Raw genomic sequence first — 13,030 nt, forward strand, 5'->3', positions numbered from 1 at the left:
CTCAGGCAAGGCAGCCCCCGGGCTGGCCGGATTCCGATGTGACCGGTACTGCGAACCTTGTCTGAGCCACCACCAAAAAGAGTTTCGCAGCTCCGGTGGTGGTTAACTATCACATCGGAGAATACACATGAAACTGCCCCATAGTCCGACATTTCTGCCGTTTCCTACCTCATATATTCAGCAACATGAGGGGGAAATCCTGATTAATCAGGACTGGCACCCTGCCGACATCATTGCTGCACTGCGCAAAAAAGGCACCACCCTGTCTGCGGTTTCACGCGCGGCGGGTTTATGTTCAACCACCTTAGCCAATGCGCTTACCCGTCCCTGGCCAAAGGGTGAGTTGCTGATTAGCCAGGCTATCGGTGTGCCGCCTTCTATCATCTGGCCAAGCCGGTATTTCGATAAGCGCACCATGCAATTTGTTGAACGTCCGCTGCGTACACCGGCCAAGAAACCCCCTACAGACGAGTAGTAGCATCTCCTCAGGGCGTTGTAAAAACGCCCTTTTCCTTCCTCTCCCTGCTCTTAACTCCCTGTTTTCAGCACCATACCTTCTGCCGTGGCGCGGGAAAAAGCCTGCGCGCTGTCGCCAGACACTCTGTTTCAGTTGGCGCCGTGACAGGCTGGAAATCTTGCCCGTAGGATCTTAAATGCAAAGGAAGATAGTTTTTCTCTTTACTTCTCCCCTGCGAAGGGGAGGGAGTTTTATGACCGCCCCTATTCCATCTCCCGCAACTGCATAGCAACTATTGTTGTTTTACATCGCTTGTCCCTGACTTTAATAATCATTGTTAACGATGTGTTGTGAACTAAAGGAACGGAATATGAGCCATGTGATCCGCCTTGCTCAGGAGTCTGAAGCAGCGGCGCTGCACAGTCTTTTGCAAAAGGCTTACGAGCCGCTGCTGGAACATAACATTCATTTCACCATTACCCGCGCCAGCGTTGAGGATGTGCGGGATGTTATCCGTAATGAAACCACTTATGTGCTGGAAAAAGACGGTGTACTGACCGCGACGCTGACCACCCGTTTTCTGTGGACACCCGCGAAAAATCATCTTGCGCCATGGCCGTTTGTGCACTGGTTTGCGGTGGCAGAACACGCCAAAGGCCAGGGATTTGGCAATGAAATTATCCGCTACGTGGAAGAGACGTTTTTGCGGGACACGCTGAAATCACCGGCGGTGTATCTGGCAACGGCGGTGAAACATCCGTGGCTGACCGGGTTGTATCAGCGACGGGGTTATGAGCCATTTCATACCGCGACCAACCCGCTGGGTGTGGAACTGGTCTATTTGCGCAAAATTCTCAACCAGCAGGCATTCGAAGCACTGGAACAGGCACCGCTGGTGCGCTCTATCGCTGAATTACGCACGCTGGTTTAACAGCGGCTGAATAATATATTCTTAAGGATGAAACAATGAGTCAGAAAAAACAAATACGCCTGGGTGCCATTATTCAGGGCGCATCCGGAAATATGTCTGCATGGCGTCATCCGGATGCGGTTGCTGATGCCAGTATTAATATTCAGTTCTGCCAGCAATTAGCGCAACGAGCTGAACAGGCTAAATTTGATTTCTTATTTGTCGCCGACGGACTTTATATTACTGAGAAATCTATTCCGCATTTCCTCAACCGTTTTGAACCGATTACCCTGCTTTCTGCCCTGTCGCTGGTCACCCGCAAAATCGGACTGGTCGCCACATTATCCACCTCCTACAGCGAGCCGTTTACCGTCGCGCGTCAGTTCGCCAGCCTCGATCATCTGAGTGGTGGCCGGGCGGGCTGGAACGTCGTGACCTCACCGCTGGAAGGCTCGGCGAAAAACTTCTCCCGCGATAAACATCCGGAACATGATGAGCGTTACCGCATCGCCAGTGAATACGTCAGCGTGGTGAAAGGACTGTGGGATTCCTGGGAAGAAGATGCCTTTGTGCGCAACAAAGCCACCGGCCAGTTCTTTGTGCCGGAGAAACTGCACACACTTAATCATCACGGCAAATACTACTCGGTGCAGGGGCCGCTGAACGTCGGACGCTCGCCGCAGGGCCGTCCGATCGTCTTTCAGGCCGGAGCATCGGAACAGGGCAAAGCTTTTGCCGCCGAAGCCGCTGATGCCATTTACACCCGTCAGGAAACCCCTGAACTGGCCCGCGAGTTCCGGCTCGACGTCAGGCGTCAGCTGGTGTTAAACGGCCGTGACGCTGACGACATCCGCGTCTTTCAGGGTATCAGCGTGATTATCGGTGACTCGCCCGCCGACGCCGAACGCAAATATCAGGAAACGGCGCAACTGGTGACGCTGGAAAGTGCTCTGGATTATCTTGGCCGCTATTTCGAGCATCACGATTTTGCGCAATATGACCCCGACGCCCCCTTCCCCGACATAGGTAATTTGGGGCAAAACAGCTTCCGCAGCACCACGGATGAAATCAAACGCAACGCCAGCGAGCGCGGGCTGACCCTGCGTCAGGCCGCGCTGGAAGCCGCCACGCCACGCCCGACCTTCTCCGGTACTGCCGAAGACGTTGCTGACGGACTGGAACATTGGTTCACGTCGGGCGCTGCCGACGGCTTTATTGTCCGCGGCGGAACCCCGACGGCGTTCGATGATTTCACCGACAGTGTGATCCCGATTTTGCAGGCACGGGGAGTGTACCGGACGGAATACGAAAGTGAGACGTTGCGGGGAAATCTGGGGTTGCGGGAGCCGGAGAATCAATTCACTGCTAAGAGTGTGCCTTCCGATGCACTGACGGTTTAGAATCAATACCTTGGGTTGCCACTCAAACTGGCTTTAAGGTCAAGGTCGTGGGCTCGCCGCCCACACTGGCCCAAAGGGTTTTAAACGAAACCCTTTGGAATCCTGCGTTTTTTAACTGCGCGCTCCGCCCGCAGTGAAAGAGCCTGGGGGGTCTTGGGGGAGTGGGCCGACGCCCACGACCTTGATCTACGGCAGTCTGGATGCTAATCCAAGATTCCCCCTGAAATCCTCCTCCCCGTATTCGGTATCGATAAGTTTCCTTTTCCGTAACTCCGGCAACAGGCCGTTGATCAGCAAGTCTTCCTGATCCACCTGCCCGAGGCCATGCAGGGAAATGACATCCAGCACACCGGCGCGGTAGCGTTCTTCGATGGCGTCGGCCAGCTGTTCCGGCGTACCGGCGACAAACCAGTGGCCGGTTTCCTGCGCCTGTATGATCAGTTCGCGCAGCGTCAGTCCCTGCAAGGCGAAACGCTTAAAAATCTCTGCCCGGCCGCGACGGCGGTTTATCTGATCGACATCCGGTAACAACCGCAGCGGAACGGGCTGATCCAGCGCAAGGTCGCGCAAATCAATGTCACCGCCCAGCATATCCGCCACTTTAAGACGCCCCTGCTGATAATCAATACGCTCGTGTTTTTCGAACAACCGGCGCGCCACATCAGAAGGGCCTGAGCCGATGACCGAGTGGAGCGAGTTCATGATGAGCGGCCGGTTTTCATGTCGTCCGAAGGCATCAGCATGATGATGAACGCGCTCCACGAAGGCCCGGGCGTCTTCCAGTGTGGGTTGCGAGGTGTAGATCACCTCCGCGTATTTCGCGCCAAGTTTCAGCCCTTCTTCTGACTGCCCGGCCTGAAACTGTACCGGCCGGTGTTGCGGCGGCGGCGGAACGTTCAGCGGGCCCTGGACGCGGAAAAAATCCCCGTGATGATTGATCGGATGCAGCTTGCGCGGATCTATACTCACCCCGCCGCTTTTGTTGCGCACCACGGCATCCGGCTGATTGGCATCGAACAGCGCGTTAATCACTTCAATAAACTCTGTGGCTCTGGCGTAACGCACTTCAGGCGCAGGCAGCCGGATATCGCCGAAATTCTCTTCGCCGACTGAAGACGTTACTGCGTTCCAGCCCGCACGCCCGCCGCTGACGTGATCAAGCGTGCCGATCAGCCGCGCCAGATTATACGGATGCTGATAGGTGGTGGAAACCGTGGCTATCAGACCGATTTGTGACGTGACCTGACTCAGCGCCGCAAGGGTTATCAGCGGATCCTGACTCCCGGTCGGGCCGGAAAGCCCGTCAGGATCAGCCTGTAATAAATCGGCCGTAAACAGCCCGGTGATTTTTTCTTTTTCTGCGATATTAGCCAGCGTGATGGCACGTGAAATACCCGTCTGGCGGCGGGTATCGTTCGAGGCGTGGATCACGCTTCCTGCCCCGACCAGGGTCTTTAAGCGTCTGCGGGATGTATTCGTCAAGCTGCTCTCCTTTATCTGCACATAACTGCCTGCGTTTAAATTGCCTGCGTTAAAAATAGAGACCGCCGCTGATTACACCACGAAGAAAAAAGCATTTTATTACCCTCAAATGAGATAAGCCGGTATTTCGCCTCTTGGTTAAGCCATAGAAACCCCTTAAGTCATTTATTGTTTCTGAAAAGCAAATATTGTGATTTTACAACTTAGCAACGTGACATTAATAATCCCTCAAGCCGCCCGGAATAAAGCGGCGTTACAGGTTGAGTTTATTTGAATAATTCACGGTTTATCATCTGACGGGAAATGTATGAAATCCTCTGTTCACGTTCGTTCTCTCTCTGCGCTCGCGCTGTTAGTGCTCTCTTCCGGCCAGCCGCTGTATGCAGCTGAACAACCGCAACAAGGTGGCACACTGACGTGGGGCGTGGAAACTGAACCTAATACGCTCAATCCGCAGTTAAACGGCCAGTCAAAAGCCGAGCTGATCCTGCGCGTCGCTTATGAATCACTGTTAGCGCGCAAGCCGGACGGTTCGTATATCCCGTGGCTGGCCACCGGCTATAACGTGTCTGGCGACGGCAAAACCTATACGTTTACCCTGCGCGATGACGTGAAATTCTCCAATGGAGAAAAATTCGATGCCGCCGCCGTCGCCGCAAACTTCCGTCATGCACAAGATCCGGCGTATTGCGCAGGGTCGAGTATTTGTGCGCTGGCCGGGCGAATCGCCAGCGTCGCTACGCCGGATGCACACACCGTCAGCATTACGCTGAAAGATGTTTACAGTCCGTTTCTGTCCTTTGCTGCCGGTCTGAAGCTGATTTCGCCCTCTTCCTGGTCTTCGCCGCAGCTGAAATCCGGAGGCACCGACATCGCGGGTACCGGCCCGTTTATTCTGAAACGCTATGAGAAAGGCCAGCAGATTGAGTATGTGCGTAACCCCGCTTACCACTGGGCATCAGCCAATGCTAAACATCAGGGCGCGGCGTATCTCGAGGGGGTGACTTACCGTTTCCTGCCTGAATCGTCAGTGCGCACCGGCGCTCTGCTTTCCGGCCAGGTGGATGTCATTGAAGGCGTTTCGGGTAACGATGCCGGTGAGTTCAAAGATAATCCTGATTTCTCTTACCAGCACGCACTCAATACCGGCACGCCTTATTCATTGTTTCTTAATGTGAAATATGGGCCGACACAGGATGTGAATGTCCGTCAGGCGATTTTACAGGGGCTGGATATTTCCCCGATCTTGCAGTCGATTTATCGCGGCGAACGCACCCGCGTCTGGGGCATTACATCACCGGTGGATCCGCTGTATGACGCCAGCCTGAGCGGTAAATACGGCAATAACCCGACCCTCGCCAACCAACTGCTTGATGACGCAGGCTGGAAAACCAGAGGGGCTGACGGTATCCGCACCAAAGACGGCCAGCCCCTGCGCATTGAAATCATTCAGGCACAGGCAACGGTGCGCGATCAGCGTGATGTGCTATTACAGGCAATACAGGCGCAGGCACGGCAACGCCTGGGCATCGACCTGAAAATTCGTTATGTCGATTCCGGGACCTATACCGAAGTGCGCAAAACCGGTCAGTTTGGCTCGATTGCTAACTCCAATACGGATACCGACGGCATCGATATTGAAAACCACTATTTGCCGGTCGAGGGCGGCGGTTCAATCAACTACAGCCGCACCGATGCGCCGGAAATCATTCCGCTGCTCAAAGGCGCGTCGCTGACGCAGGATAATGCACAGCGCAAAACGTTCTACGGGCAGTTGCAGAATTTCGCGGTGTTGCAGCAGGCGCTGGCGATCCCGCTTTACGAGCCGGAAGACCAGATTGCGGCAGCGGCTTACGTCCACGGTGTCGGCTTCAGGCCGTTCAAACAGATGCCGGAAAATGCCTATGACGTCTGGCTGAGCAAGCATTAATCAGAAGTAAGGAGTCAGCACATGTCGGCTGAAACTGCATTTATTTCACCCCGCAGGCCGAAGGCCAAACCGTCATGGGGCGGGCGGATCACCCGGCGGATACTCACCGGCGTGCTGGTACTCTGGGCGGCGGTCACTTTGTCGTTTATCAGCGTTTACCTCGCGCCGGGCGATATTGTCAGTTTACTGATGGGCGAACAGGTGCACACCCCGGCGATTGAGGCGGCGATCCGCGCTGAATGGGGATTGGATCAGCCGTTGTATCTGCAATATCTGCATTACCTGTGGCGGGTATTGCACGGCGATTTTGGCCGTTCGTACCTGCTTAATACGGACGTCAGTTCACTGGTGTTATCGCAACTGTGGCCAACGCTGAAACTCACCGCTCTGGCGCTGGTGGTCAGCCTGGTCTTTGCCGTGCTGATGGCGGTCACTACCGCGCATCGTCGCTGGGGACAGCGTATCGCCGGTTGCGTGGAACTGATTCTGGCCTCTACGCCCTCTTTCTGGCTTGGCATCGTGCTGCTGTTTATCTTCAGCTTTACCCTGCGCTGGTTTCCGGTCGCCGGTGACCGCAGTTTTTCGTCACTGGTGTTACCGGCGCTGTCACTCGGGCTGGCACAAGGCGCTGTCGTTTCGCAGGTGCTGCGGCGCGGGCTGGAAGATGCACTCAATGAACCTTTTGTTCTGACGCTGCGCGCCTGGGGTTTGGGTAACACCGTTATCCGTTTACGCCATGCGCTGCGCCATGCCGCGCTGCCTGCCGTCACCCTCACCGGCTGGCTGATCGGCGGTCTGCTCAGCGGTGCGGTGATCACTGAACAGGTGTTTGGCCGCCCGGGTTTGGGCAAAATTACCGTCGATGCCGTGCTGGGTAAAGATTTGCCGGTAGTACTGGCGGTGGCGATTTTCTCGGCACTGGTGTACGTGGTGCTGAGCACACTGGTGGACATTTTGTACCTGTTTATCGATCCGCGCCTGCGCGACGCACCCGCTGCCGGAGAGGAAAATCCATGAGTCAGTTTCTGATGTCCGGGCGCATCACACGCCGCTTTCCCGCCGGCTATTTGCTGGCTGCCGGTTTTTTATGTCTGGTGCTGCTGGCGGTGGTCTTCCCCGGTTTGCTGACCCATCACGACCCGTTAAATGCCGATCCGGTCAATGCGCAGCTTCCCCCTTCTGCCGGGCACTGGCTGGGCACCGATCAGCTTGGCCGCGACGTGCTGGCGCGCATTATTTATGGCAGCCGCTATTCCCTGCTGATCAGTCTGGCGGCGATGGCCGTGGCAGTGAGTATTGGCAGCCTGCTCGGCCTGCTGGCAGGCTTGTTCAAAGGACCTGCGGATGAACTGATCAGCCGCGCGGTGGACGTGGTTTCTGCCTTTCCCGATCTGCTGCTGGCGCTGATGCTGATCGCGTTTACCGGCCCCGGCACCACCAATCTTATCTTCGCCCTGGGGGTGGCCTCGGTGCCTCGCTTCACCCGCGTGGTGCGGGCACAGACCTTCGTGGTGATGTCTTCCGGTTATGTCGAACAGGCCCGCACGCTGGGGCTGAAACGTCATGTGCTGGTCTGGCGTCACGTTTTGCCGCACGCCATTGCGCACGTTCCGGCGCTGGCTACGCTCGGGCTGGGCACAGCAATTATCGGCACCGCCGGGCTGAGTTTTCTCGGTATGGGGCCGCAACCGCCGACCGCCGAATGGGGGCTGATGCTGGCCGAAGGCCGTAATTATTTGCGCAATGCCTGGTGGATTGGCGTCTGGCCGGGTGTGGCAATCACCCTGACCGTCATTTCTGTGAATACCCTCGGGCGTCACTGGCAGGCGACTTTTGAAGGAAAACGCCCATGAGCAGCGAACTGTTTATTGATATCCGAAACTTGTCGATTTTCTTTCCGCCTGCGGGTGGTGAGAAAGCGGCGGTCAGCGGGCTGAATCTGCAACTCCGGCGCGGTGAATCCATTGCGTTTGTCGGCGAATCCGGTTCGGGGAAAACGGTCACGGCGCGCAGCCTGCTTGGCTTGCAGGATGACAAAGCGCGTATTACTGCGGATCGTTTTATGATCGGCGGCGAAGACATGCTCGGCGCGAGCCAGCGACGCTGGCGTAAAATTCGCGGCAGCCAGATTGGCTATGTATTGCAGGATGCGCTGGTCTCACTCGATCCGCTGCGACAGATTGGACGACAACTTCGCGATGCGCTCACTGCCAGCCGCCAGACCGATCCGAAGACACTCAGTGCACAGGTGATCGCTTCGCTAAAATCGGTGGGATTTCCCGATGCGCAAAACCGCCTCGGTGCCTATCCGCATCAGCTTTCCGGCGGTTTGCGCCAGCGTGTTTTGATTGCCAGCGCGCTGGCCGGAAATCCCTCTTTGCTGATTGCCGATGAACCCACCACTGCCCTGGACATGACAGTGCAAAAGCAGATTTTAGATCTGCTCCAGCAGCGGCGTGACAACGGCCAAAGCCTGCTGCTGATCAGCCACGATTTGTCGGTCGTCGGGCAACTGGCAGACCGCATTCTGGTGATGCATCAGGGGAAAGTGGTCGAAGAAGGCCCCGGTGAAAAACTGCTGACCGCACCGGATCATCCGTATACGCAACAGTTGCTGGCGGCGGTTCCGAGCCCGGCAACGCGCGGTTTGCAGCTCTCCGGTCAGCGTGGCGTCCCCCTGCCTGCGCGCAATATCTCAACGCAAAATCCTGTACTGGAAGCCAGTAATCTCAGCAAAGAGTACGCCGGGAAAACGGTGGTCAGTCACGTCAGTCTGCACCTGTTTGCCGGAGAAACGCTGGGCATTGTCGGCGAATCCGGCTCAGGGAAAACCACGCTGGCGCGCATGATCCTCGGGCTGACCGAACCGGTTTCCGGCACCATTAACATCCAGGGACAGCGCTGGAGCCAGGTTGAGGAAGCGCAGCGCAGGCTGCGACGCCGGGGTATTCAGCTGATTGCACAGGATCCGCTGAGTTCGTTTGACCCGCGCTATAACGTGGAGAAAATCATCGGCGAAAGCCTCGACAATGCAGGCATTTTTGGCGCACAGCGGCGCAACCGCATCCGGCAGTTGCTCGATGAAGTGCAGCTGGGCGACAGTTTTTTGCACCGTTATCCGCGCGAACTTTCCGGCGGCCAGCGTCAGCGTGTGGCGATTGCCCGCGCCTTTGCCCCGAATCCGGCGCTGCTGGTGGCCGATGAGCCGGTGAGTGCGCTGGATGTCTCCGTTCAGGCCCAGGTGCTGGACTTACTGGCAAAAATGCAGGCCGAGCACCGTACCGCGCTGTTATTTATCTCGCACGATTTAGGTGTAGTCCATCATCTGGCTGACCGGGTAATGGTGATGAAAGACGGCAGCGTGGTGGAGCACGGGCAGGTCGATGATGTGTTTCACCGCCCTGCCCATCCGTGGACGCGGCAGCTTATCCACGCGCTGCCGTCGGCGGGTTTAGGTGTGCAAACGGCGGCGACGCCGTAAGGCTTTACCGGCTAACGCAGCAAGCGACGCGCACAGCAGGTAATACATCAGCCCGACAAACAGGAAGATTTCCGCCGGGTAAATTTGCACCCGGTTATTGACCTGCCCGGCCACGGTGGTCAGCTCCGGCACATTCACGATGAACGCCAGCGACGTATCTTTCACCAGCGAAATCAGCAATCCGAGATATGACGGCAACAGGTTCGGCCATGCCTGCGGCAGTAACACGAACAACAGCACCTTGCCGTAGCTCATGCCGGACGCGATCCCCGCTTCGGTTTGCCCGCGCGGCAAGGCTTCCAGACCCGCCAGCGTCGAATGCATCACCGCCGCCGAGGTAAACCAGGCCAGTGCCAGGATCACCGTCAGCGGGCCGGGAATCGATCCGCCAAACACCACCGGCAGCAGGAAATACAGCCAGAAAATCACGAAAATCAGCGGAATCCCGCGGATAAAGGATGCCCAGATGAACAGAATTTTTCGCGTCCGGCCGCCGAAACGCCACGCCAGTGCCGCCATCAGCACCCCGGCCAGTAACGCCAGAACGCCCGCCGATGCCGCCATGATTAATGTGAGCAACACCCCGCCCGGCTCACCGTCGGCCAGTCTTCCCCACAGCAGATAAGTGAAATTATCCTGCAAAACAGACCAGTCAAATTCCATCGCGGGTTTCCTCCGTCATTGCCGCCTGCGGCCTGCGCTGCGGACGTTTCGGACCAAACGCCGTCATCAGCCCGCCGAGGAACAGTCCGAGCGCCAGATACAGCAATGTTCCGACCGCAAACCCTTCGAAGGCGTGTGCGTTATAGCTTTCAATCTGACTGACCTGATACGTCAGTTCCGAAAAACCGATGCCGGTCGCCAGCGAGGAAAGCTTCATCAGATTCAGATACTGGCCGGTGACTGGCTGCCAGGCGTTGGTCAGCGCCTGCGGCAAAAGAATGGAAAGCAGCAATGTCTTGCGGCTGAACCCCTGCGAAATCGCCGCTTCAGTCTGGCCTTTGGGCACGGAATTCAGACCCGCCTGCACTTCTTCCACCAGAAACGCCGCCGTGAACAGCGCCAGCCCCCAGGCGGCACACAAAAATTCCGGCGTCAGCCAGGCAATGTTGCCCGGAAACGTCGCCCACGGATGATTGTCGCCGATGTAAAAACGCCAGCTTTGCGGCAACGCGCCGTAAGCGGCGAAATACCAGAACAACAGTTGCACCAGCAACGGCGTATTCCTGAAAACAGAAACAAACGCCACCACTGCGCCGCGGGCAATACGTGACGTGCTCAGACGCAGCGCGATCAGCAGCACTGTCAGTAACGTGGCGATCAGACTGCCCGCAAGGCTGACATACAGCGTGGTAAGAAAGCCGGAGATAATCCACTGCAACGGCTGGCCGCTCAGCACACCCGCCCAGTCAGGATGCCAGATCATCGCCCTGCTCCTGTCTGCGGATGCAGCGGAAACAATACTTTCTGCAAAAACCGCTGCGCACGCGGGTGCTGCGGACGCAGGAAGAAATCTTCCGGCTGTGCCTGTTCAAGAATTTCGCCTCCGTCCATAAAAATCACCCGGTCGGCAATTTCACGGGCGAAGCTCATTTCGTGCGTTACCACGATCATCGTGATGCCACTTTTCGCCAGCTCCTGCATCACCAGCAATACTTCGCCAATCATTTCCGGATCGAGCGCTGATGTCGGTTCATCAAACAAAATAATGCCCGGATCGGTGACCAGCGCACGGGCAATCGCCACGCGCTGCTGCTGACCGCCGGATAGCTGCTCGGGATAATGCAGCGCTTTATCGCCCAGCCCGACACGCCCGAGCAATGCCCGTGCTTTTTCGCGTGCCGCATTTTTCTTCCAGCCATGCACTTTGATCAGCGCCAGACTGACATTGTCCTCGGCAGTGAGATGCGCATACAGGTTGAACTGCTGAAACACAAAGCCGATATGCGTACGTAACTGGCGTAATGCCGCACCTTTGAGGTTTTGCGCCGGCTGATCGTTGATGAGAATTTCACCGTGGGTGACGGATTCAAGCTGGTTTATCAGGCGGATCAGGGTGGATTTGCCGGAACCGGAAGGCCCGCAAACGGCCACCACTTCGCCGCTGTCCACACGCAAATCGACGTTGCGGATCACCTCATGCGGACCAAAAGATTTACTGACCTGACGAAATTCGACGGCGGCGGTTTTAGCGGCCGGTGAATGTGAAAAAACCGCAGGCGATGCTGCGGTTGAGATAGTGTCCTGCTGCATGTGTCTTACCTTGCATAAAACAAATTATTTGGCTTCAATTTTGAACAGTCGCGGCTGAGGAGATTTAGTCTGCGGGCCGAACCAGACGTTATAAATGCTGACCGCCTGGCCATTTTTCTCCAGATTCAGCAGTTCGTCGTTGACCACTTTCAGCAGGCTGGTTTCGCCTTTTTTCACGCCAACGCCAATCTCTTCCTTGCTCAGTAATTCAGGCAGCACTTTGTATTTTGCCTTGTCCGGCGCGCCATCCAGCAGACCGGCCAGAATGGTGCTGTCCTGGGTAATCGCCTGCACGTTGCCGTTACGTAAAGCGGAAAGCGCCAGCGGAATATCGTCATAAGACAACACACGGGATTGCGGGAAGCGGTTATGCAACTCCTGCTCGCCGGTGGTGCCTTTCACCGCGCCAATGCGCGCCGTGGCATAGGCATCCAGTTTATCCGGTGAACCCGCAGGCACCAGGAACTGCTGGCCGGTGACGAAATAAGGCACGGAGAAGTCGATTACTTTCGCGCGTTCCGGGGTGATGGTGATATCAGCCACAATCAGATCCGCCTTGCCGGACTGCAACAACGGAATACGGTTGGCCGGATTAGTCGGCACCAGTTGCAATTTCACACCCAGTGTTTTCGCCAGCGCTTTGGCGAAATCGACGTCATAACCGACAATATCGTGCGTTTTCGCATCCACAGACCCAAACGGCGGATTGGAATCAAAAGTCGCCACTTTCACAACACCGGCTTTTTTGATATCCGCCAGCTGGTCAGCGTGAGCAGCAAAAGTGGAAAGCGTGCTGAGTGCCAGAAACAAACCGGCAGCAATTTTGCTTGTTGTCATTTGACGTTTATTAAACTGAATAACGGCCATCGTTTTTCCTTATGAATAGTCTGCAGAGGGCTCGCGCCCCAAATTTACAAAGCAGGAGATTTAATTTTTTTTCTTTTGTGAGTCAGAGGATTGCATAAGGAATGAGGTCGGTGCCACTAACAAAAAAGGATATAGATGGATCAATTAAGCATAAGCTTTTCGGATGATCGTACGGGGAAATTGTGCATGCAGGCCATTCAGGGATCTTGCTTAACGGAGCAGCCTGGAGAGCAAAGGCTCCAGGCCGGAG

12 protein-coding genes are annotated in these 13,030 nt (G+C 56.3%); 7 read left to right on the plus strand and 5 right to left on the minus strand.

The genetic code is table 11. From position 1 onward, the window contains the following. Window positions 1–199: 199 nt before the first annotated feature. The 3 genes from ETV65_RS02380 (at window position 200) to ETV65_RS02390 (ending at window position 2,767) form a co-directional block, all read left to right on the plus strand. Entirely contained in the window at window positions 200–475 is a 276-nt protein-coding gene (locus ETV65_RS02380) for a helix-turn-helix transcriptional regulator (protein ID WP_235174269.1), read from the plus strand. Window positions 476–827: 352 nt separating this feature from the next. Further along, the gene (locus ETV65_RS02385; protein ID WP_129951399.1) at window positions 828–1,388 is read left to right on the plus strand and encodes a GNAT family N-acetyltransferase; all 561 of its coding nucleotides are present in this window, start codon (window positions 828–830) and stop codon (window positions 1,386–1,388) included. Window positions 1,389–1,423: 35 nt separating this feature from the next. After that, window positions 1,424–2,767, plus strand: a complete 1,344-nt coding sequence (locus tag ETV65_RS02390; RefSeq protein WP_129951400.1) for an LLM class flavin-dependent oxidoreductase — start codon at window positions 1,424–1,426, stop codon at window positions 2,765–2,767. A 186-nt stretch (window positions 2,768–2,953) separates the two neighbouring features. Here ETV65_RS02390 and ETV65_RS02395 read toward each other — a convergent pair whose 3' ends face one another. Beyond that, on the minus strand, window positions 2,954–4,249 hold the full coding sequence (locus ETV65_RS02395) for an NtaA/DmoA family FMN-dependent monooxygenase (protein WP_129951401.1): 1,296 nt from the start codon (window positions 4,247–4,249) through the stop codon (window positions 2,954–2,956). A gap of 307 nt (window positions 4,250–4,556) precedes the next feature. Between ETV65_RS02395 and ETV65_RS02400 the strand changes: the two genes are divergently transcribed. From ETV65_RS02400 to ETV65_RS02415, 4 genes are read left to right on the plus strand one after another with little or no spacing between them, the layout of a single operon-like run. After that, complete coding sequence (locus tag ETV65_RS02400) at window positions 4,557–6,179, plus strand: ABC transporter substrate-binding protein (RefSeq protein WP_129951402.1); 1,623 nt, start codon at window positions 4,557–4,559, stop codon at window positions 6,177–6,179. 21 nt (window positions 6,180–6,200) lie between these two features. Further along, entirely contained in the window at window positions 6,201–7,196 is a 996-nt protein-coding gene (locus tag ETV65_RS02405; RefSeq protein WP_129951403.1) for an ABC transporter permease, read from the plus strand. A gap of 11 nt (window positions 7,197–7,207) precedes the next feature. Next, window positions 7,208–8,032, plus strand: coding sequence for an ABC transporter permease (locus ETV65_RS02410; protein WP_129952117.1), 825 nt, complete (start codon window positions 7,208–7,210; stop codon window positions 8,030–8,032). Then, window positions 8,029–9,660 (plus strand): ABC transporter ATP-binding protein, encoded by a 1,632-nt coding sequence (locus ETV65_RS02415; RefSeq protein ID WP_129951404.1) that lies wholly within the window; start codon window positions 8,029–8,031, stop codon window positions 9,658–9,660. Before ETV65_RS02410 ends, ETV65_RS02415 begins: the two co-directional genes overlap by 4 nt. Here ETV65_RS02415 and ETV65_RS02420 read toward each other — a convergent pair. From ETV65_RS02420 to ETV65_RS02435, 4 genes are read right to left on the minus strand one after another with little or no spacing between them, the layout of a single operon-like run. Next, window positions 9,631–10,323 (minus strand): ABC transporter permease subunit, encoded by a 693-nt coding sequence (locus ETV65_RS02420; RefSeq protein WP_129951405.1) that lies wholly within the window; start codon window positions 10,321–10,323, stop codon window positions 9,631–9,633. The genes ETV65_RS02415 and ETV65_RS02420 overlap by 30 nt on opposite strands. Next, entirely contained in the window at window positions 10,313–11,086 is a 774-nt protein-coding gene (locus ETV65_RS02425; protein ID WP_129951406.1) for an amino acid ABC transporter permease, read from the minus strand. Before ETV65_RS02425 ends, ETV65_RS02420 begins: the two co-directional genes overlap by 11 nt. Next, a complete protein-coding gene (locus tag ETV65_RS02430; protein WP_129951407.1) occupies window positions 11,083–11,913 on the minus strand; it encodes an amino acid ABC transporter ATP-binding protein in 831 nt (276 codons plus the stop codon). Before ETV65_RS02430 ends, ETV65_RS02425 begins: the two co-directional genes overlap by 4 nt. A gap of 24 nt (window positions 11,914–11,937) precedes the next feature. Further along, window positions 11,938–12,750, minus strand: coding sequence for an ABC transporter substrate-binding protein (locus ETV65_RS02435; protein ID WP_235172886.1), 813 nt, complete (start codon window positions 12,748–12,750; stop codon window positions 11,938–11,940). Window positions 12,751–13,030: the final 280 nt, after the last annotated feature.

Origin of the sequence: Rahnella sp. RFA10(1/100), from assembly GCF_004195115.1 — a bacterium.
Taxonomy (GTDB): Bacteria; Pseudomonadota; Gammaproteobacteria; order Enterobacterales; family Enterobacteriaceae; genus Rahnella; species Rahnella perminowiae.